Source organism: Campylobacter sp. CCUG 57310, from assembly GCF_013201975.1.
GTDB lineage: Bacteria > Campylobacterota > Campylobacteria > Campylobacterales > Campylobacteraceae > Campylobacter_A > Campylobacter_A canis.
The window spans coordinates 1191076-1210403 of the sequence record NZ_CP053845.1 but is presented as its reverse complement, the minus strand read 5'-3'; the positions used below and the strand labels follow the sequence as shown (position 1 = coordinate 1210403).

The following is a 19328-nucleotide window of genomic DNA, read 5'->3' as shown; positions in this document are numbered from 1 at the left end:
TTGATGAATTATTTAGCTTTATTTTGTTAAAATCAAACAAAATTTAACGATAAGGTTTGATATGAAACAAGGTAAAGTTTGGAAATTTGGCGACAATATAGATACCGATATCATTATCGCCGCACGCTATCTAAACACCTCTGACGAAAATGAACTTGCAAAGCACATAATGGAAGATGCCGATCCTAAATTTAGCTCTAAAATTTCAAACGGCGACATTATAGTAGCGGGCGAAAATTTCGGTTGCGGAAGCAGTAGAGAGCATGCTCCTTTGGCTCTTAAGGCAGCAGGCATAGGAGCTATAGTAGCAAAATCTTATGCGAGAATTTTTTATAGAAATAGCTTTAATACGGGTCTTTTGATACTAGAGATAAGCGAGACTGACGAGATAAACGAGAGCGATGAGCTTAAAATCGACGTTGATAGCGGCGTGATAGTAAATTTAAGCACTAAAAAAGAGTATAAATTCAGCCCGATACCTGAATTTATGCAAGAGCTTTTAAAAAGTGGCGGACTTATCGAATATGCGAAGAAAAATTTACAAGGAAAATAATGAAGAGATATAATATTGCGGTAATTAAAGGCGACGGGATCGGTCCTGAGATAGTAGATGAGGCTGTAAGGGTTCTTGATGTGGTTAGTGCAAAGCACGGATTTGAGCTTAATTACGAGTTTTTCTTAATGGGCGGAGCCGCGATTGATGTTTTTAAAGAGCCACTTCCCGATGTTACACTGCAAGGTGCGCTAAATAGCGATGCGGTACTTTTTGGAGCGATAGGCGGAGATAAATGGGATAATATGCCTCGCCATTTGCGCCCTGAAAGCGGACTTTTAAAGCTTAGAAAAGAACTTGGTGCTTACGCAAATTTGCGTCCTGCATTTGTATTTGACGAGCTTGTGGATGCCAGCACTCTTAAGCCAAGCGTGCTTCAAAATGTGGATTTTATAGTAGTTCGCGAGCTAACTGGAGGAATTTACTTTGGACAGCCTCGTGAGAAGAAAGACGGTAGCGCTTTTAACACCATGATATATACAAAGCCTGAAATTGAGCGCATAGCAAAGGTTGCCTTTGAAGCGGCGATGAGTCGCAAGAAACACGTCTGTATGGTTGATAAGGCAAACGTCCTTGAGACCAGTCAGCTTTGGCGGGAAACGGTTGCCGAAGTTGCCAAGAGCTATCCTGAGGTGAAGCTTGATTTTATGTATGTGGATAACGCGGCTATGCAGATGGTAAGAAACCCGCGCCAATTTGACGTGATACTTACTGAAAATTTATTCGGTGATATATTAAGCGATGAGGCAAGCATGGTAGTAGGCTCGATAGGATTGCTTCCAAGTGCGAGCATAGGCGGCAAGGTAGGCATTTACGAGCCTATCCACGGATCGGCTCCCGATATCGCAGGACAGGGCATAGCAAATCCTATCGCTACGATATTAAGCGCCGCAATGTTGCTTAGATATTCATTTGGCGAAGAAGAGGCTGCAAAAGACATAGAAAATGCCGTGCAAAAAGCACTTGCAGAGGGCTATAGGACAAAAGATATAGCCGAATTTGGCGCTAAAGAGGTCTGCTCTACAAGCGAAATGGGCGGAATTATAGTTGATTTTATAGACGCATGATGAAAAATACGATAACCGAAGCTTTGATATATGAGGCCCAAGGGCTTAAAGATGATGCGCTTTTGGTTTATAGAAACATTCTTAAAGCAAGCCCTGATAATAAGGACGCCCTAAACGCCATTAAGCGTCTTAGCGGTCTTAGAAAACGCGATAAGAGCGTAAATGAACAGATGCGGGATTTTTTTATAAACATGAAAACAAGCGAAGAGATAAATGAATTTAAAAGGTGGCTGATTAAGATATGAAACTTGAAGATATTGCAAAAATGGCTATCGACGAGGTTGCCGCAGAGCTTGAAAACGCTAAAGAGCATGGGCTAAAAGAGCCTGCAGGGCAACCTATAATCATAGAAGAGAGTAAAATTAACGGCGAGATAAACGGCGAAGAGATATTTTTACGCAATCTCAAAGAGCGAATTTTAGTGCTTTTTGAAGGACTAAACGCAACCGGCAGGGAAAATTTAGAAGACAGACTTGAACTTACGCTAAAATTTTTGGAATTTGTGCTTGCAAATGTCGAAAATAGGCTCGAAAATCTCCAAACTAAATGAACTAAATAGAGTGCGAGATATACTCTCGCCTCATACCAATCGCGCATATCTGGTAGGCGGAGTTGTGCGCGATATACTTCTTGGCGAGCTTAGAGCTACCGGCTTAAAAGCGAAATTTAAACCCGAAAAAACAGACTTTGATATAGAAATTTATGATATTGAACCTGCCAAATTTGATGCTTTGATGAATGAAAACGGTGCAAGTGGAGTTGGGAAAAGCTACTTTGTCTATAAATTTGAAAATTTTGATCTATCCTTGCCTCGCACCGAAAGTAAAGTAGGCGATGGTCATAAGGCGTTTGAAGTAAGTTACTGTAATGACGAAAAGCAGGCTTCAAAGCGCAGGGATTTTACTATAAACTCCATAATGATAAACATCTTTAGCGGCGAAATTTTAGACTTTAACGGCGGGATGAGCGATCTTAAAAAGGGAGTTTTAAGGCATATTGATGATGAGAAATTTTGCGAAGATAGTCTTAGAGTTTTAAGGGCTGTGCAGTTTAGCGCTAGGCTAAATTTTATGGTTGCACCAAAGACATTAAAACTAATGAAAACTCTTAGCATAGACGATCTTAGCAAGGATAGGATATCAGCTGAGCTAATGAAGCTTTTTAGAGCCAAATTTCAAGATGTGGGAGCTAGATATCTATATAGGCTTGGGCTTTTTAAAGCTCTTTTTGGATTAAATTTAAGCCGCAATCAGGCTGATAAATTTATCAAAAAGCTAGCAAGCACTATCAAATTTCAAAAAGACGAGCGTGAGTTTTTGTATCTGCTTGCAGGTATGTTTGAGTTAAAAGAGCAAATTTTAAAGGAGCTAAATTTGCCAAATAGCTTTAAGGCTTGCTTTACTCAGCCGTTTTTTAGCCGTAGGGTAAGCGATAAGGAGCTTTTGGAAATTTCTCTTAAAATGCCACTTAAAGAGTGGCTCGGGCTAAATTCGGCTAGTCTTGTAAAAAGAGCCAAGAAATTTGGCATATATGATAAGAAATTTGACACCAAAATAGACTCTGCAGCCGTTATAAAAGAGGGCTTTAAAAACGAGCAGATCGCAGCTGAAATTTTAAGGCGCCAAAGGCTAGCCATAGATGAATTTTTAAAAGATTTTGCTCGCTAAATTTTTAAAATAAACCTCCATTTAATAGATATAAAAGCGCAATTTAGCTAAAATCAGAGCTTATTTAAAAGAGGTTAGATGAAAAAATACATACTTAAAATTGAGTGTCAAGACGAAAAGGGCTTGATTTATAGAATTTGCGATGTGGTTTTTAAATACCACCTTAATATCGAAACTAATAACGAATTTGTCGATTATGACAGCAATAGATTTTTCATGCGGGCTTCGCTTGCAGGCGAGGTTAAGACTGCCGAATTTGTTGGCACGCTTGAGGCGTTTTTACCAAAGGGTGCTATCATAGAGTGCATCGAGGCTACTAAGAAAAATATCATTATCTTAGCGACTAAGGAAGCGCATTGTATCGGCGATCTACTTATAAAATTCGATAGCGGCGAGCTAAATGCAAATATCCTTGCGGTCATCGCAAATCGCGAAAATTTAAAAGAGCTTGTAAGCAGATTTGATATCCCGTTTCACTATATCAACGCAGACGGTATAGAGCGCGATAAGCACGAAGAATTGGTGCTTGAGACTATGGGTAAGTATAAATTTGATTATGCTGTTTTGGCAAAATATATGAGAATTTTATCGCCGAATTTCGTTAAGCGTTATCCAAAGCAAATTATCAACATACATCATTCGTTCCTGCCCGCATTTATCGGCGCAAATCCTTATAAGCAAGCTTATGAAAGAGGAGTTAAGATCATCGGTGCTACGGCGCATTTTGTAAATGACGATCTTGATGAGGGTCCGATAATCGCTCAAGACGTTATTAGCGTAAATCACGAAATGAGCTGGCAACAGATGCAAAAAGCAGGCAGAAGTTGCGAGAAAAACGTGCTTTCGGCAGCACTTGATCTTGCCTTGGAAGATAGACTTTTCGTGCATAAAAATAAGGTTATAGTCTTTTAATGTTTAACATCGTTCTTGTAAGTCCGCAAATTCCTCAAAACACAGGCTCCATAGGTAGAATGTGCGTCAATGCGAATTTGAATTTGCACATCATTAAGCCAACCGTGTTTGATCTAAGCGAAAAAGCCGTTAGACGAGCGGGACTTGATTACTGGAAGGATTTAAAGCTTAGCGTTTGGGAGAGCTTGGATGAGTTTTTGCACGCAAATGCAAAATTTGAAGATAGGTTTTTTTACGCTACGACAAAGACGGATAGATTTTATTTTGACGTTGAATTTAAAGAAGGAGATTTTATATTTTTTGGAGGTGAGAGTACGGGGCTTCCTATGCAGCTTATGCAAAGAAATTTCGCCAACGCTATAACTATTCCTATGGGAAAGCTCGGAAGAAGCTTAAATTTGGCCACGAGCGCAGGAATTATCACATACGAAGCAATACGCCAAAATATAGATAAATTTGATTTAAGGAACACTATTTGAAAAAATTCTTACTTTTTTTAGTTGCTACCGCTTTTGCTTTGGCTAGCGAGCTTAGCATAGCGACTTACAATGTCGAAAATCTCTTTGACGCTAAAAACGACGGAAGCGAGTATAAAGACTTTGTGATCGGTAAATCGGCATGGAATTTAAAAGAGGCAAACGCTAAATTTGACCGTATCAAAGAGGATATAAAAAGACTTGATGCCGATATAATAGCGCTTCAAGAGATAGAAAATGAAGAAATTTTAAAAGAGCTTATGAGGCAGACGGGGTATAAATATTTTGCCTTTTCAAAGGATAAAAGAGCGCCTATAGGGCTTGGGCTTTTGTCAAAAATAAAGCCGCTTAAAACTCAAATTTTCAAAGTGCCAAACGTAAAAACAAGAGATATCGTAATGGTTGATTTTGAGCTTGACGGCGAGGTTTTTAGCGTATATGTAAATCATATGCCTGCGCAAAAAAACTCGCTTAAAAGCAGACAAGCAGCCTTTAGAACGCTCAAAAACGCTATACAAGAGGATAAAAACGCTATTTTGCTGGGTGATTTTAACACTCCATACGGAGAGAAATCTTTGCTAAACGATATACTGATTAGCAGGCAGATGAGCGATTTGTGGGAGTTTTTGCCAAAAGATGAAAGATATTCGCATATAAATTTAAGCCCAATTGATCACGTCGTGATGTCAAAAAGTATGTTTGATAAAAGAGGTATAGAGTATGTTTATGGCAGTTTTGAAGTCATAAAACCTCTAAATTTTGCCAATTCAAAGCCAAAATTCGGCGAAAAGATTGCGGGACTAAATTCCGATCATTTTCCGCTTAGATTTAAAATTAGCATTGGCAAAAAGGCAAATGAATTTACTAAAGCAAGTATCGATACTCTTTTTAACAACCCAAGCAAAGCACCTTATGAGCTTGAGAAAGTTTGCGTCATATACAAGGATAAAAAAGGCTTTATCATATCGCAAAACAGACGCGGAATTTACGTATATGACCCTGATAATAGCTATTTGCTCGGAAGCGTAATGGACGTGGTCGTAAATAGTATCGGCGAATTTAAAGGCGCTCTTGAGGTAAATTCCATGAGAGTGGTTAAAATGCACGATAAGCTTGCCGATGTCAAAACGCAAATGCTAAGCGCTAGCAGGCTAAATGAAGCCAGAGCCGGAGACGTGATAGAAAGCATTTCAGGCGAGATAAAAAAAGGCAGACTCATCACGCCTTACGGAAGCGTTAGGGTTTATAGCCCTAAAGGCAAATTGGCCGATACAAAAAATGCGGAATTTAAAGCCGTGCGCGTGGGGGTTTATAAAGGCGAAATTCAGTTGGTGGTCGAGTGATGGCGTTGCTTGATGGCTTGATACTGGTTGCTTTTGTGCTTTTTATGGTGTTTTTGGTGCGCGGATTTGTCGTGCAGGTGAGAGATAAAAATGAAAAAAGAAAACTTAATAAAAAAGATGAAATTTAAAGAGAGTGAGTTATGAAAAAAGAGCTTTTAATTGAAATCGGCGTTGAAGAGTTGCCGGCGATTCCGTTTTTGAAAGAGGCGGGAAATATCAAGACCAAATGGCAAGAGGTGCTGGCTGAAAATAGCCTAAAAAGCGAGTGTGAGTTTTATTACACACCTAGAAGGATTGTCTTTTATCATCCTGAATTTGCGATTAAGCAGCCTGATGGATTTGCCGAATTTATAGGCGCTCCAAAGCAAGTCGCGATGAAAGATGGCGAATTTACGCCTGCTGCGCTTAGCTTTGCTAAAAAGTGCGGTATAGATATTGGTGAGCTGAAATTTGAGATGATAAACGGCAAAGAAGTTTTGTATCATAAAAAGCCGGTTGAAGGAAGACCTAGTAAAGAGCTACTTGGTGATATGATAGAGAAATTTTTACTAAGCCTAAATTTTGGCAAATCAATGCGCTGGGGAGAAGGCAAATTCGAGTTTATCCGTCCGATTAGATCGTTTCTTTGTCTGCTTGACGGTGAAGTTGTTGAGTTTAATAAATTTGACGTGGCGTCATCAAATAGCATCTATCAGCACAGAAGCGTTAGCTATGAGAAATTTAGTGTAAAAAACGCTCGCGAATACTTTGATAGCATGGATAAGATAGGCGTGATTTTAGATCAAGAAGCTCGCAGGCAGAAAATTCTCGCTCAGTTTAAGAGTGTAGAGCAAGAAAGCGGCTTTAGCATAGAGATAGATGAGGCTTTGCTTGATGAGGTTGTGGCGATTACTGAATTTCCGACCGCTTTGCTTGGCGGGTTTGACGCAAAATTTTTAGAAGTGCCAAGCGAGGTTATCATTACTTCCATGAAAGAAAACCAACGCTATTTCCCGGTATTTAAAAACGGCAAACTAAGCAATCATTTTGTAGTTGTAAGTAACGCGATATGCGATGACTATGCGCTTATTATAAGAGGTAACGAAAAAGTGCTTCGCGCAAGACTAAGCGATGCTATGTTCTTTTGGCAAAGCGATTTGGCGGCTGATTTTAGCCCTGAAAAGCTTAAAAACATAACATATCTAAAAGAGCTTGGAAGCACTTACGATAAAGAGTTAAGAGAGCTTAAGGCGGCTCATGAGCTGGCTAAAATTTATGCGGTTAGGTTAAAGACCGAGGTGGGCGAGAATTATGAAGCTTTGCTTGAAAGAGCGGTAATGCTTAGCAAGGCTGATTTGACAACGCAGATGGTTTATGAATTTCCTGAGCTGCAAGGCGTGATGGGCGGATACTACGCAAGGGCCAAGGGCGAGAGTGGGGCGGTAAGTTTGGCGATATCCGAGCAATATCTGCCAAGTGGTGAAAATAGCCGGTGTCCAAGCGGTGTATTTGGTTCGGTTGTTGCGATAAGCGCAAAGATCGATACGCTCATGGGGCTATTTAGCGTAGGCAAAATTCCAAGCGGGAATAAAGATCCATACGCTTTGCGCCGCGCCGCAAACGGCATTATAAGGATTGTGCTAAATGAAGGGCTTAAATTTAACGTGAGCGAAATTCTTAGCTCGCTTGCGCCAAATTATGCTAAATTTGATCTAAAAACGCTTGAAAATTTTATATTTGATAGGCTTTATACATTTTTTGACGTCAATCCTTCCATCATCAAAGCTTGTATAGCAAGCGAGAAAAAGGATATATTAGCTCAGTGTGAAGCCATAAATGCGCTTAGTGAAATTAGTGCGGCGAGTGATTTTAGAGAGAATTTCAGCACCTTTAAACGCCTTGCAAATATCATTAAAGACGAAGAGATAGGCTTGGTTAATGAAGCCTTGTTTGAAAGCGATGCCGAAAAAGAGCTTCAAGCGAAATTTAAAGAGGCTATAAGCAAAGATGAGCCTTATAAGGAGCGCTTGCAAAGTCTGTTTGGATTAAAGTGCGTGATTGACGGCTTCTTTGATAAGGTTATGATAAACGTTGATAATGAGCAAATTCGCAAGAATCGTATCGCCCTAATCGGACAAATTTACAAGGAATTTTTAAAAATCGCGGACATAAAAGAGATAAGTCTTTGATAAAATTTGGCGGTATTGCTGTTTGGCCGCGCCGCCGTTTTGATTTTGAGGGCTAAATTTGAGATACTTTATCAAAACTCCTGAATGCATAAAGCTTGATAGTGATGAAGGGATAGTATGTGAATATCTTTGCTGCATAAGGTTTTTAGCCCTTCTTAGAATTATTTTTAGTACTCTCTTTATCGTAGCTTCGTATTTCATTTTTATAGAAAATTCTATTTTTCATAAATTCGGTGCAGTAGTGCTTGGTATAACCTTTATTGTGCTTGTTTATAGAGATGTATTGGGATTTATCAGGCAAGGACTTGTAGTAACAAATAAAAATTTAATAACCTTTGTAGGCGAAAAATTCCCATTAGATAATATTTGCTTTCTATGTGAGAGTTACAGGAGTTTTTCTACACTCGTTTTTTATAATCATAATAAAATAATTATAAGTTGTCATGTGTATAAAAATTTAGAGGATTTTGACGAGTTTTTATTATCTCTCTATAAGGTTTCTAAAAATAAAGAAATTTTATTTTACGGTTCGGATAGAATTAAATCTTGCAACGATGAGATGATAACAGGCATAAGAATAAAGTTGGTAGAAGATAGTGTTGATAGATTATATCAGACTTAATGCACTCGTTAAATCAGCCATCCCTTGTGTATATACGGCCGAGGTTGTAACCGCATCAATGCCGGTAGTCGCATAAAGAGCTATGTTTTTAGCGTTTATGCCGCCGCTTGCTATAACGATAGCATTTGAGTTAGCTCTGTTTTTTAAATTTACAGCCTCTTTAAGCTCATCTATATTCATTTTGTCACACTGAATCACGTCTGCACCGGCCTTTAAAAGCTTGGCGAAATTCTCAAGATTTTCACACTCTACGGCGATCTTTTTTTCAGGAGCTCTAGCCTTAAAATTTGGAATTTGGGCTAAAAAATCATCAAAACTACCGTATGCTTTAATGTGATTATCAAAAAACAGCACGCTATCGCTTAAATTTAGTCTGTGAATTCCTCCGCCTCCTTCTAAGACAGCCTTTAAGCAGAGCTTTTTGGCAAATGGAAATGTCTTTCTTGTGGTTAAAATTTGGCATTTGTCGCTTACTTTTCTTGCTTCTTTAACCATCAAATTCGTATAAGTTGAAATTTTGCAAGCGTATTCAAGCGTAATTTGAGCTAGTTTCCAAGCCTTATGCACGTCATTATAGCTTCCTGAAATTTTAATTATCGTTTCGCCTTCTCTTGCCTGCTTGGAATTTGGCACGCAAATTTTAGCCTCACATCCTAGTAAATTTGCGATCTTAGCCGAGATATCAACGCAACTTACGATGATATCTTCTCTTGTTTTTATCTCTAAAACAGCGTTTTTGTCTATATCCTGAAGACTTGTCGTAAGATCAAAGTAGGGCAAATCCTCGTTGATGTAGGCTAAAATTTCAGCTTCGTTTATCAGCATCTTTGATCTTTTTCGTCTTTGCATTTTTGGCAAGTCTTTTCTCTACGGCTTGCTTCTTTTGGGCATTTATTATCATATTTTTAAAAATTCCATTATCATAAAGCCCCGCATGATATAAAGAAAAGCCTACAAAAGCCCATCCTGAAGCGACATGAAGTCTTTTAGCGGCTTTGCTTTTTAGGTTAAATGAAGTAAGGCAAACTGTCGCTAAAGTTACGCTCATGCCGACTTTAGCAGCCTTTCTGTGCGTGTTTAAATTTAAAAGCTCTCCGCTTATCATTATCTTCCTTTCCAGCAAGTTGTGCCTTCTATACCGAGGCTTTCAGGGTGAAATTCCGGATTTACGCCTGCTTTGCGTTGATTTTCATAGTCTTTTAATACCTTCATGACGACCTTTGAAAGCAGAAGTATCGCTATGATGTTTATGGTGGCCATAAATGCCATGGTAACGTCTGCTATATTCCAAGCTATTTTTAAATTCATCTGCGAGCCCACAAATACCATAATAACGGCTGTAGCTTTAAATAGTAGCATAGGTTTATTGTCTTTGGTTAAAAATTTCATATTCGCTTGTGCGTAGTAGAAGTTGCCTATAAGCGAAGTGATCGCAAATAGCACCACCGCAACCGTGGTAAAGTGAAGCCCTATATCGCCGTAATACTCTCTCATAGCCGCTTGAATGAGCGGAAGCGCCGTTAGTGGCTCGCCGTTTGCGGCTAGTTGCTTTGTAAGATAGGCCTTGGAAAATAATACTATAAGTCCTGAAGCTATACAGATAGTCATATCGATAAAAACCGAAAGAGCTTGCACTAGCCCTTGTTTTACCGGATGACTTGTGTGTGCCGCTGCGGCTGCATTTGGAGCTGAGCCCATACCGGCTTCGTTTGAAAATAGACCGCGCTTAATGCCGATAACTATCACGCTACCTGCAAATCCTCCAAAAATCGCCTTAAAGTCAAATGCGCTATCTAATATAAGCCTCATAACTTGCGGAATTTCGTCTAAATTCATGATGATAGCTATAAAAGCAAGCGTTACATAAGTAAGAGCCATGAAGGGAACTACATAAGAGCTTACTTTGCCTATGACGTGGCTTTTTGAGAAAAACAGCAAGAAGCTAAACGCCATTAAAATTATCCCGATGGCAAACGGAAGAAGGCTGTCTTGAAATGAAACTCCGCTTCCGCTTTGATCATAATAAATTTCAAAAGCCGAAGTCATCGTGTATGACTGAAGTCCGTTAAAACCGTAAGCGTAAGTAATGATCAGGATAACGGCAAACAAGCTTCCAAGCCACTTTATGCCAAGTCCGTTTTTGATGTAATACGCAGGACCTCCCTTGAACCCAAGCCTGTCTTTAGTCTTATAAACTTGCGCTAGGGTGCTTTCAGCAAACGCAGAAGCCGAGCCTAAAAACGCCATGATAAACATCCAAAATAGCGCCCCAGGACCGCCTGCGACTATGGCTGCGGAAATTCCCGCGATGTTGCCTATGCCTACTCTTGAGGCGGTTGAGATCATCAGTGCTTGAAACGGCGAAATTTGGTATTTGTTGTATTTATCTTTCTTTTCAACTAGCACTTTAAGGGCTTCGACAAACATCCTAAACTGAACAAATCTAGTGATGTAGCTAAAGTAAATTCCCGCAAAAATAAGAACAATAACTAAAAAATAGCTATACAAAAACCCGTTTAAAAAATCCAACTTATCGTTTATATCGTTTAAAAATTTATCCATTAATTATCCCAAGATTAAAATTTATTATGAATCGCCCTTTTTAAGCCTTACGCCTTTCATGGAATTTGCAAGTAGTCCTATCGTGGTGCCGTTATGCAAAAATGCAGTTGCGATAGGGTTTAAAAGCCCAAATGTAGCGCCTGCTAATATAAGCGAATTGATGCCGACCGTGGCGTTAAAATTCGTATTTATAAGTCGCATGGTTTTATTTGCCATATCTTTTGCGGTAACAACTGCGTATATATCGTCTTTTAGCAGGCTTATGTCAGCCGTGGCTTTTGCTATATCGGCACCCTTTTGCATACTTATACCGACATTTGCACGCATAAGGCTCGGCGCATCGTTTATGCCATCACCTATGAAAGCTACGTTTTTGCCCTCTTGTTTGAGGCGCTCTATGATCTTTGCCTTATCCGTAGGCAAACAGTTGGCAAATACCCTATCGATACCAAGCTCGTTTGCTACTTGATGAGCCTTACTTTCGATATCGCCGGTTAGCATTATGAGCTCTTTTACGCCCATTTTTTTAAGCTGCTTAAGTGCTTCTTTGGCGTTTTCTCTCATCGTATCTTTCATGGCTATTACGCCCAAGAGCTCTTTATCATATCCTACGTAAAGAAGGGTTAGTCCGTTGGTAATGGCGTTGCTTATGATGCTTTCATGCTCTTTGAAGCAAATTTTCTCATCATCTTCAAGAAAATGCCTACTGCCTATCACGACTTCCTTGCCGCCTACATAAGTCTTAACGCCGTGAGCTACGATAAATTCAACCTCGTCATGGTGGATATGGTGAAATCCTATCTCGCGAGCCGCTTTTACGATGGCTTCTGCTACAGGATGGAAGTAGTGCTCCTCTGCGCTTGCCGTTAAATTTAAAAGCTCGCTTTTGCTTACGTTTTCTTTAAACGAGTGGATTTCTACTACCTGCAAGCTTCCGTAAGTAAGCGTGCCGGTCTTGTCAAATACAAATGTATCCGCAGCGGCAAGCGCCTCTATGGCCTTTGCTCCTTTTATGAGAACTCCGTTGCGACCCGCCTTTGATATGCTTGACTTAAAGGCAACGGGAGTTGCAAGCTTAAGAGCGCATGAGTAATCAGCCTGAAGCACTGAAGCTACACGAGTCATGTCGCTACTCATGATATAAGAAAGACCGGCAAGCGATAAGGTTACTGGCACTAGCTTATCGGCAAGCTTGGTAGCCTTTAGCCCGACGCTTGATTTTTCATTAAGCGAGCTTTGGATGTATTGCTTTATGCGAGCTGTCGCCGTCTCTTCGCCGACTCCTTCCGCCCAAATTTTTATGCGTCCATCCTCAACTACCGTTCCGCTCATCACACGATCGCCGCGCTCTTTTTTCACGGGTTCGGCTTCACCTGTCATGGATACTTGATTTACGCTTGCCGCGCCTTCTACTATATATCCGTCTATACCGATACTTTCGCCTGCACCCACTACTACGATATCACCTATCTTTACGCTTTGGGTGGCTACTTTCGTAAGGGTTTTTTTGCCTTTTTCTATCTTTTCTACCCAGACCTCTTCGATATTTGGCTTTGCAAGCTCTTTTACCAAATCATCGCTTCTGTGAACTGCGCTTTCTTCCATGTATTCACCAAGCGCAAGCATCAAATTTGTACTGTTTGCCGCCAAGAAATCACGCCTTGCAAGACTTACTCCAACAGCCATGGATTCAAGTACTTTTGATGTGACACCTTCGCTAAAAAGCTCCTTAATACCTTCGCTAAAAAGCGGAGCCGATGCGTAAAGCGTGGCTAATCCTTTAAATTTATGATCGGGCAAAAGCGGATTAAGCGCCATAGATAAAGCCGCTTTATAGATTTCTGCCTTGCTTGGCTCTTCTTTTGTTTTAGTTAGGTTTTTGATCTTTAAATTTTCTAAAAATTTAGTTATATCGTCTAAATTTGAGTAAAATTCTACGATTATGCTCTTTGCTTTTTTATTGAGCCTTACGCTTTTTACGTATTTAAATTCCGAAATTTGAGCTTCTAAAAAACTTTCATCGCAGTTTGAAGTGATCTCATCGCAGATAAACCTAACTCGGTTTTTGCTTTGATGAGCGATGCGAATTTTATTTTTGTGACTCAATTTCAGCCTTTACGTCTTCAAATCGTTCTTTTAGCTCCTCAAATCCGGCTTGAAGCAAATTTGATCCCTTTACGATAGCGGAGAATATCGCTTGTTGAGCTTTTTCATTTGATAATACGTAAGCTACCGCACCGCCTATTAAAGCTCCTTTGATGAAGTGAGCGGCGTTAAAATTTTCAGGAACGAAGTCTTTTAATGCGCCATTTACGCTTTTGTCAAAAGCACTTGGCATGCCCGTAGTTCTTACGGTCGTTGTCGTCGTAGTAGTGCTTCCGTCATCGTTTAGCTTGTTTACGGTTTGAGTTGAATTTATATAAGGGTTGTTCATATTTGTTCCTCTGGATTTATTAATTTTTCTGTTAATACTATAGTCCCTACGCCGATTGCCGTAGTAAGCGCCGCACCTATATAGTTTCTTCTTACGAGTTTATTTGAAGCACTGATCGCACAAGCTGCGGCTATGCCTCCTTGCAAGCCTAGCTTTAGAGTTTTTTTAGTCGCTTCTTTGCAGCTTATGTTGCCTTTTTTGTATTCGTTGTAGCTTAGTCCGCCCACCGTTATGCCTGCGATTAAGGCTCCGCTTATCATATGATCGATAGGAAGCCTTGTTGTTGAAGTTAGCGGGTTCATTATTCAGCGCCTGCCGCCGGTGTTGTATCTACTTTAGGAGCAGCCGGTTTTTTAGCTCTTGGCGCTCTTTTTTTCTTTGCTGCCGGAGCTTTTTCTTCGGTTTTTTCTACTTTGGCTTCAGCTTTTTTTCTACCTTTTTTGACCTCTTTTTTGATGTCTTTTGAAATTTTTTCAAATTTCTCTGTAGTAAATTCCTTTACTTCGTTTGCTACGTTTTTACCTTTTTCAAGTCCGCACTCAAGTGCCGATTTTACTTTTTTTCTATTGTTAAATGCCGCTACGACAAGTCCGCCTGCCACAACTCCTGCTATAAATGGTAGTGCCATGTTGAATCCTTTATTGTTGGTTTTGTTTATCATCTTCTTTGCCTTCTTGTTTTATCATGTTGTTTAAAAATACCCCGGCAAGCCCACCTAGTGCAAGCCCACCGAAAAATGATATATGAGGACTGTTTAAAAGCGCCGCAATATCTTCTTGTGATCCTCTACCTGAGGCTACTTTTTCTAAAATTTTACTCATCTCTTTAAATGAGTTCTCGTTAAATCCGCCAAAGCCGAATTTATCGCCGTATTCATGCTTTTTATACTCATCTTTATCATCATCATCGCAATCATCTTTTTTATACTCTTGCTTGTTGAAATTTGATGCATAGCCATTGTTTTGGGCATTTAGCTCGGTACATAGCCTTGCTTTAAGAGCAGGTATGTATTCGTTATGAGAAGTGGCCCAAAGTCTAAACAATATATCTCTTAAGCCCTCATCATTGCAATTTTGAGTTAAATTTTCATATGCGGCATTTAATTCTATCTCGTAATTAAGAGCTTTTATAAGCGAGCTTTGAATGTCGTTTGACGGCGCAAAAAAGCATTCCTGCTCCTTATAACTAACGCTTCCGTAGCTTTGCTCTAAAAGCGTTAGACCGCTTTTTCTAACCGCTAAAATTTGAGCAAAGACATCATCTTGCTTTTGCAAATTCTCATACAGCTTTACGCCTCTTGACTCAAGCGCGCACGCCGTAACTAAAATTTCATCAAAATTCTCATTTTGCATATATATTCCTTGCAAGTTCGTTTATCCTGATTGAAATTTGATCCATGTTTCTGCCCGCAAGCAGATCGTCCCAAATTTCTTTTGCAAATACTTCTTTATCGTATTCTATGGTTACCGAGCCTATAAGTTTATTAAATTTGACGCTTTTTATGCCGTCTATACTGTTTATCATCTCGTCTATTTTGCTTATGTCTAAATTTTGCGCTTCGTCTTTTATCTTGCTGCTAACGCGCACTCTTAAGCGTCCTGTAGTGTGGTGAATCGGCGTGAAATACGAAGCTATCTTTAAAATCATATCCGTGGCTACTAAATTTGGCGTTGCGGTCAATGTTTTCCTTTGAAATTTACTTTATTTGTCGTTATTATCCACTTCTTAACTTAAGCTTAACTTAAAGTTTTTTGCATATCGTTATCAACTTTTTATGCCTATTCTGCTTGAATTTGCTATGATCCCTGCGGTATGAGCTATATGTACCAGACCTGCTCCGGCAGGGTTTAGCACTCCAAGAGCGCCAAGAGCGGCTCCTAGCATATTTGTACTTGTGCCGATTTGGTAGTTTTGATTTACTACTTTAAGTGCGAATTTGCTTAGGTCGTAAAGCCTGATTATATCCATAGGTCTTGAGTTTGTTATAGCTATATTTGAAATTTCTATCGCGGCTTCACTTCCTCCGCTGGCAAAGGATACACCCACATCCGCTTTGCTCATAGCAAGCGTATCGTTTACGCCGTCTCCTATCATTACGACTTTACCGTGGGCTTTCAAATACTCCACGATCTTAGCCTTATCATCAGGCATTAGCGAGTGATAAATCTCGTCAAATTTAAATTTCTTTGCAAATGCGGTCGCTACCTTCTCATCATCTCCCGTTAATAAAACGACCTTTTTTACACCTCTGTTTTTTAAAGCTTCTATCGCTTCTACGCTTCCTTCTCTTATCTCGTGTTCATACGCCATAAAGCCTAGCACAACGCCGTCTTTTGCGAGATATACGATAGTGTTTGCATTGTTTTTAAATTCATCAACTTTAAAATTTACTCTTTTTATTCCGTGATTTTTGAGCAGATTTAAATTTCCAAGCAGATACTCGCTGTTTTCAAATGTCGCTTTTACGCCAAGACCGGGTAAAATTTCGCTTTTAAATTTTGAATTTACGCTTATGCCAAGTGATTTTGTATATTCAAGGATTGAGACTGCAAGCGGGTGAGTGTTGTGGTATTCGCAGCTTGCCGCAATTTTGAAAAACTCCTCCTTGCTAACGCCTTTTTTAAGCTCAAAATGCACCAATACCGGCTTGCTTGTAGTTAAAGTGCCCGTTTTATCAAAGCAAAACACATCGCTTTGGCTGATATTTTCTAAAAATTCTCCGCCTTTTATGAGGATTCCGTCTTTTGCGGCTCTTGCTATGCCGGCGCTTATTGCCGAGCTTGCGGCAAGCACCGTAGAGCAAGGACAGCTCATCACGATCATCACGCTAAAAGCTCTTAGAAACGAACCCATCGCAAAAAACGTCCCAACGCTTAAAGCCGAGCCCAGCTTTAGCACGCGGCTAGCCAGCTTATCGGCGCTTAGTTCGCTCTGGCTTTTGTTTGCAAGGCTTTTTTGCACTTCGCTAATCACTCTTGAAATATACGTTTCACTGCCTGTTGCGCTTACTTTGATGTATATTCTGCCTTTTTCAACGAGCGTATTTGCAAAGACGCTATCGTGCTTTTGTTTATAAACGCTCTCGCTTCGACCGTTTATGATAGCTTCGTTTATCTCTGCACTTCCGTTTACGATAACTCCGTCGGCTACGATCTTCTCTCCGCTTCTACATACTATAATGTCTTTTTCTTTTATCTCTTCAAGCGGAATTTCCACTTCCAAATCTCCTTGCAGGACATACGCTTTTTTGGCATCTAAGCTTATTAAATTTTCAATCTCTCTGCGAGATTTGTTCGCCGTGTATTCTTCAAAGAGCATACTTCCTCTAAGTATGTAGATGATCTCAAATGCAGCCGTTACTTCTCCGCCTAAAATCGCGATAATAAGCGCAAATGCGATGAAGCTTTGAAGGCTGATTTTCTTCTCTTTTAGCTCGCTTAGGCCCTCTTTTAAAAGCGGGACGGAAAGATAGAGACTAAATGCGCCAAGAGCAAGTTTAGAGATAATGCCGATCGGGGTTAGCATGATATGCTCTTTAACAAAAATCGCTCCTGCTATCAGAGTAAGGGCTGAAAATTTTAGAAGTTTGATTTTCCAGTTAGGTTTAGTATCTACACTGCAAGGCAAACAGGCTTTTGAAGCGCTTTTTGAAATTCTTTTGCTTTTATCTTTTAAGCTTGGTTTGTCTGCTAAATTTTGATCTGGAATTAAATTCGGAATGGCTCTTTTTAAATTTTTAAAAATTTCATCTAAATTTATCTTACTCTCGTCAAAATGCACTATAAGTGAGTGGCAGTAGGGATTGAGCCTTAAATTTTTAACTTTATTTTGCAATATTTTTTCTATCTTGCCTATATTGGCCGGGCTAAATTCTTTTGATTTTAGCCTCACGCGTCCGTTTGTTTTGGACTTTATAACTAAATTTGACATTGTGCGCAAACTCCGTAAAGTATCATTGTGTGTCCTTCGTTTTTAAATTCTCTCTCTTTGCAAATTTCATCTTGTCTTCGCTCTATCGTTTCATCGTAAAAGCTAGCCACTTTGCCGCATTTTATGCATATTATATGATCGTGATGCGATTTTAAATTTAGCTCAAATTTCTTAACCCCGCCTTTTTCAAAGCTTATAGCAAGAGCTATCTCCTCAAGAAAATTTAAAAATTGATAAATTGCCGTCAGGCTTATACTCTCTTCAAATTCATCCTTGAAAATAGCCTTTATATCGGCTGCACTTAAGTGCTCATCACTGACATAAAGTATCTTTAGGATTCTTTCTTTTTGGATAGAATTTTTATAGTTAAAGTCTTTTAAGAAAGCCGAAAATTTTGAATAGAATTTATCAAAATTTTGCATTGTGCTACTCTTTATGTTTGAAATTTTGAATTTTATTTGCAGAATTTATAATCGCTATCATAATTTATATTATAGTTAAGATAAGCTGATTTGGTTATAAAATTAAGAGCGACCGGGAAATATTTTGCGAATTTTAAGAATTATTAAAATAAGCGAATTTAAAGTTTCTTTTGGCATAATTCCGCAAAAACTTTTAAAAGGTGGATTATGACGTACGATGAGCTTGAGCTAGACGCCGTGTTGCTGGAAGTTTTGGAAAATAGAGGCAGTTTTGAGTCAATGGATGATGAAGAGCTTTTTGAACTAATCGAAGAGGTTGCAAAATATACTGACGGCGATTACGAAGAGGCTTTTGAGTATATGACTCAATTTTCTCCGATCAATAAAAAAAGATTCGTTTCTCTTTATATGGTTTAGCCAAAGACTAAACCATATCTTCTAAATTTTAATCAAAATATTTCAGTATAACTTCTTTTAACTTTTGAGTGTATCTGCTCTCTTTTGGAGAGTTGTTGTATATGTCTTCGATATTGTAGATTCTTTCGTAGTAGTCATTTGTATCTTGATTATTTACTACGATGTTTGATACATTCATGCTAACGCCTACAAAAAGCCCCGAATTATCAGCAGGAGTAGTAGCCCAAGCCGAAATTTCAGGCAAATCCGTCATGATCCCTGTTTTAACACCCGATTTAAAAAACGAAGCATCTGCGCTTACATCAATTGAGCCTTTACCGTTTACCAGTCCGTCATATGATCTGCTTGATTTAAAAAGCAAAATTAAATCGCTTGACTGATATCCTGCCTGCACGCCAACGCCAGCACCTCTGTAATCGATAAATACAGGGCTGCTCCACTCGTTATCATCGTTTCTTGCGACAAAAATTCCGCTTCCGCTATGACCGGTTATGATAACTCCGCCTTTTGTCATGTTTGGAATGATCGCGATTGCTTTAATATCTTTTAAATTGTAGCTTTTGTTTCCTCTTCCAAAGCTATCAAGTATATTAAGCGCTGTTCTTACTTTTTGATTTTGAGTAAGATCGGCAAGCCCGAATTGAAACATTACAAGCAGTCCAAGCGTAACTTTGAACAATCTATTCATATTGTTTTCCTTTTTTTGATAAACTAATTGCATTATTATAGTATTTTTTTATTAAATTTAAAAATTA

23 protein-coding genes and 1 pseudogene are annotated in these 19328 nt (G+C 39.2%); 12 read left to right on the top strand and 12 right to left on the bottom strand.

Annotation, left to right across the window (positions count from 1 at the left end; genetic code table 11):
• The first annotated feature begins 61 nt into the window (after positions 1-61).
• The 11 genes and pseudogenes from CORI_RS06010 (at position 62) to CORI_RS05965 (ending at position 8808) form a co-directional block, all read left to right on the top strand.
• On the top strand, positions 62-553 hold the full coding sequence (locus CORI_RS06010; protein WP_173031219.1) for a 3-isopropylmalate dehydratase small subunit: 492 nt from the start codon (positions 62-64) through the stop codon (positions 551-553).
• Positions 553-1620 carry a 3-isopropylmalate dehydrogenase gene (leuB, locus tag CORI_RS06005; protein ID WP_173031218.1) on the top strand — a complete coding sequence of 356 codons (1068 nt, stop codon included), beginning with the start codon at positions 553-555 and terminating at the stop codon, positions 1618-1620. Before CORI_RS06010 ends, leuB begins: the two co-directional genes overlap by 1 nt.
• Complete coding sequence (locus CORI_RS06000) at positions 1620-1865, top strand: hypothetical protein (protein ID WP_169943074.1); 246 nt, start codon at positions 1620-1622, stop codon at positions 1863-1865. The genes leuB and CORI_RS06000 overlap by 1 nt, the downstream gene beginning before the upstream one ends.
• Positions 1866-2002: 137 nt before the next feature.
• A pseudogene (locus CORI_RS10860) lies at positions 2003-2170 on the top strand (GlcNAc transferase); the annotation flags it as partial.
• On the top strand, positions 2133-3287 hold the full coding sequence (locus CORI_RS05990) for a CCA tRNA nucleotidyltransferase (protein ID WP_173031216.1): 1155 nt from the start codon (positions 2133-2135) through the stop codon (positions 3285-3287). The pseudogene CORI_RS10860 and the gene CORI_RS05990, both read left to right, overlap by 38 nt.
• Positions 3288-3365: 78 nt before the next feature.
• Positions 3366-4199 (top strand): formyltetrahydrofolate deformylase, encoded by an 834-nt coding sequence (gene purU / locus CORI_RS05985; protein WP_173031215.1) that lies wholly within the window; start codon positions 3366-3368, stop codon positions 4197-4199.
• Entirely contained in the window at positions 4199-4678 is a 480-nt protein-coding gene (locus tag CORI_RS05980) for a tRNA (cytidine(34)-2'-O)-methyltransferase (RefSeq protein WP_173031214.1), read from the top strand. Before purU ends, CORI_RS05980 begins: the two co-directional genes overlap by 1 nt.
• The gene (locus tag CORI_RS05975; RefSeq protein WP_173031213.1) at positions 4675-6018 is read left to right on the top strand and encodes an endonuclease/exonuclease/phosphatase family protein; all 1344 of its coding nucleotides are present in this window, start codon (positions 4675-4677) and stop codon (positions 6016-6018) included. Before CORI_RS05980 ends, CORI_RS05975 begins: the two co-directional genes overlap by 4 nt.
• Positions 6018-6146 (top strand): hypothetical protein, encoded by a 129-nt coding sequence (locus tag CORI_RS10790; RefSeq protein ID WP_301952194.1) that lies wholly within the window; start codon positions 6018-6020, stop codon positions 6144-6146. Before CORI_RS05975 ends, CORI_RS10790 begins: the two co-directional genes overlap by 1 nt.
• Before the next feature lie 12 nt (positions 6147-6158).
• The gene (gene glyS, locus CORI_RS05970) at positions 6159-8186 is read left to right on the top strand and encodes a glycine--tRNA ligase subunit beta (RefSeq protein WP_173031212.1); all 2028 of its coding nucleotides are present in this window, start codon (positions 6159-6161) and stop codon (positions 8184-8186) included.
• Between the two features lie 58 nt (positions 8187-8244).
• Complete coding sequence (locus CORI_RS05965; protein ID WP_173031211.1) at positions 8245-8808, top strand: hypothetical protein; 564 nt, start codon at positions 8245-8247, stop codon at positions 8806-8808.
• Here CORI_RS05965 and modD read toward each other — a convergent pair.
• The 11 genes from modD to CORI_RS05910 form a co-directional block, all read right to left on the bottom strand.
• Positions 8794-9657, bottom strand: a complete 864-nt coding sequence (gene modD, locus CORI_RS05960; protein WP_254064892.1) for a ModD protein — start codon at positions 9655-9657, stop codon at positions 8794-8796. The two genes, CORI_RS05965 and modD, sit on opposite strands and share 15 nt — an antisense overlap.
• On the bottom strand, positions 9614-9913 hold the full coding sequence (locus tag CORI_RS05955) for a helicase (protein ID WP_173031210.1): 300 nt from the start codon (positions 9911-9913) through the stop codon (positions 9614-9616). The genes modD and CORI_RS05955 overlap by 44 nt, the downstream gene beginning before the upstream one ends.
• Positions 9913-11370: a sodium:alanine symporter family protein gene (locus tag CORI_RS05950; protein ID WP_173031209.1), complete on the bottom strand. Its 1458-nt coding sequence runs from the start codon at positions 11368-11370 to the stop codon at positions 9913-9915. The genes CORI_RS05955 and CORI_RS05950 overlap by 1 nt, the downstream gene beginning before the upstream one ends.
• Before the next feature lie 24 nt (positions 11371-11394).
• The gene (locus tag CORI_RS05945) at positions 11395-13476 is read right to left on the bottom strand and encodes a heavy metal translocating P-type ATPase (protein ID WP_173031208.1); all 2082 of its coding nucleotides are present in this window, start codon (positions 13474-13476) and stop codon (positions 11395-11397) included.
• The gene (locus CORI_RS05940) at positions 13460-13804 is read right to left on the bottom strand and encodes a YtxH domain-containing protein (protein ID WP_172197804.1); all 345 of its coding nucleotides are present in this window, start codon (positions 13802-13804) and stop codon (positions 13460-13462) included. The genes CORI_RS05945 and CORI_RS05940 overlap by 17 nt, the downstream gene beginning before the upstream one ends.
• A complete protein-coding gene (locus tag CORI_RS05935; RefSeq protein ID WP_249934728.1) occupies positions 13801-14106 on the bottom strand; it encodes a Cys/Met metabolism pyridoxal-phosphate-dependent enzyme in 306 nt (101 codons plus the stop codon). The genes CORI_RS05940 and CORI_RS05935 overlap by 4 nt, the downstream gene beginning before the upstream one ends.
• Positions 14106-14432, bottom strand: coding sequence for a hypothetical protein (locus CORI_RS05930; RefSeq protein WP_173031207.1), 327 nt, complete (start codon positions 14430-14432; stop codon positions 14106-14108). Before CORI_RS05930 ends, CORI_RS05935 begins: the two co-directional genes overlap by 1 nt.
• Before the next feature lie 10 nt (positions 14433-14442).
• Complete coding sequence (locus CORI_RS05925; RefSeq protein WP_173031206.1) at positions 14443-15156, bottom strand: aminotransferase; 714 nt, start codon at positions 15154-15156, stop codon at positions 14443-14445.
• A complete protein-coding gene (locus CORI_RS05920) occupies positions 15146-15484 on the bottom strand; it encodes an HMA2 domain-containing protein (RefSeq protein WP_173031205.1) in 339 nt (112 codons plus the stop codon). Before CORI_RS05920 ends, CORI_RS05925 begins: the two co-directional genes overlap by 11 nt.
• Positions 15485-15568: 84 nt before the next feature.
• Positions 15569-17734 carry a cation-translocating P-type ATPase gene (locus CORI_RS05915; RefSeq protein WP_173031204.1) on the bottom strand — a complete coding sequence of 722 codons (2166 nt, stop codon included), beginning with the start codon at positions 17732-17734 and terminating at the stop codon, positions 15569-15571.
• Complete coding sequence (locus CORI_RS05910; RefSeq protein WP_173031203.1) at positions 17722-18156, bottom strand: Fur family transcriptional regulator; 435 nt, start codon at positions 18154-18156, stop codon at positions 17722-17724. Before CORI_RS05910 ends, CORI_RS05915 begins: the two co-directional genes overlap by 13 nt.
• 207 nt (positions 18157-18363) lie before the next feature.
• On the opposite strand from CORI_RS05910, the gene CORI_RS05905 reads away from it, so the two are divergent.
• On the top strand, positions 18364-18573 hold the full coding sequence (locus CORI_RS05905; protein ID WP_169943090.1) for a hypothetical protein: 210 nt from the start codon (positions 18364-18366) through the stop codon (positions 18571-18573).
• A 28-nt stretch (positions 18574-18601) separates the two neighbouring features.
• Here the strand turns inward: CORI_RS05905 and CORI_RS05900 are convergent, their stop codons facing one another.
• Positions 18602-19261: a lipid-binding SYLF domain-containing protein gene (locus CORI_RS05900; RefSeq protein WP_173031202.1), complete on the bottom strand. Its 660-nt coding sequence runs from the start codon at positions 19259-19261 to the stop codon at positions 18602-18604.
• Between the last annotated feature and the right edge of the window lie 67 nt (positions 19262-19328).

What these genes read in the sequence shown, in the direction of transcription:
- CORI_RS05990 (WP_173031216.1), top strand. Translation starts at nt 2,133, where the DNA reads ATGTCGAAAATAGGCTCGAAAATCTCCAAACTAAATGAACTAAATAGA.
- CORI_RS05940 (WP_172197804.1), bottom strand. Translation starts at nt 13,804, where the DNA reads ATGAACAACCCTTATATAAATTCAACTCAAACCGTAAACAAGCTAAAC.
- CORI_RS05950 (WP_173031209.1), bottom strand. Translation starts at nt 11,370, where the DNA reads ATGGATAAATTTTTAAACGATATAAACGATAAGTTGGATTTTTTAAAC.
- CORI_RS05910 (WP_173031203.1), bottom strand. Translation starts at nt 18,156, where the DNA reads ATGCAAAATTTTGATAAATTCTATTCAAAATTTTCGGCTTTCTTAAAA.
- CORI_RS05930 (WP_173031207.1), bottom strand. Translation starts at nt 14,432, where the DNA reads ATGGCACTACCATTTATAGCAGGAGTTGTGGCAGGCGGACTTGTCGTA.
- purU (WP_173031215.1), top strand. Translation starts at nt 3,366, where the DNA reads ATGAAAAAATACATACTTAAAATTGAGTGTCAAGACGAAAAGGGCTTG.
- CORI_RS05905 (WP_169943090.1), top strand. Translation starts at nt 18,364, where the DNA reads ATGACGTACGATGAGCTTGAGCTAGACGCCGTGTTGCTGGAAGTTTTG.
- CORI_RS05900 (WP_173031202.1), bottom strand. Translation starts at nt 19,261, where the DNA reads ATGAATAGATTGTTCAAAGTTACGCTTGGACTGCTTGTAATGTTTCAA.
- CORI_RS05935 (WP_249934728.1), bottom strand. Translation starts at nt 14,106, where the DNA reads ATGAACCCGCTAACTTCAACAACAAGGCTTCCTATCGATCATATGATA.
- CORI_RS05915 (WP_173031204.1), bottom strand. Translation starts at nt 17,734, where the DNA reads ATGTCAAATTTAGTTATAAAGTCCAAAACAAACGGACGCGTGAGGCTA.
- leuB (WP_173031218.1), top strand. Translation starts at nt 553, where the DNA reads ATGAAGAGATATAATATTGCGGTAATTAAAGGCGACGGGATCGGTCCT.
- CORI_RS10790 (WP_301952194.1), top strand. Translation starts at nt 6,018, where the DNA reads ATGGCGTTGCTTGATGGCTTGATACTGGTTGCTTTTGTGCTTTTTATG.
- glyS (WP_173031212.1), top strand. Translation starts at nt 6,159, where the DNA reads ATGAAAAAAGAGCTTTTAATTGAAATCGGCGTTGAAGAGTTGCCGGCG.
- CORI_RS05955 (WP_173031210.1), bottom strand. Translation starts at nt 9,913, where the DNA reads ATGATAAGCGGAGAGCTTTTAAATTTAAACACGCACAGAAAGGCTGCT.
- CORI_RS06000 (WP_169943074.1), top strand. Translation starts at nt 1,620, where the DNA reads ATGAAAAATACGATAACCGAAGCTTTGATATATGAGGCCCAAGGGCTT.
- modD (WP_254064892.1), bottom strand. Translation starts at nt 9,657, where the DNA reads ATGCAAAGACGAAAAAGATCAAAGATGCTGATAAACGAAGCTGAAATT.
- CORI_RS06010 (WP_173031219.1), top strand. Translation starts at nt 62, where the DNA reads ATGAAACAAGGTAAAGTTTGGAAATTTGGCGACAATATAGATACCGAT.
- CORI_RS05980 (WP_173031214.1), top strand. Translation starts at nt 4,199, where the DNA reads ATGTTTAACATCGTTCTTGTAAGTCCGCAAATTCCTCAAAACACAGGC.
- CORI_RS05925 (WP_173031206.1), bottom strand. Translation starts at nt 15,156, where the DNA reads ATGCAAAATGAGAATTTTGATGAAATTTTAGTTACGGCGTGCGCGCTT.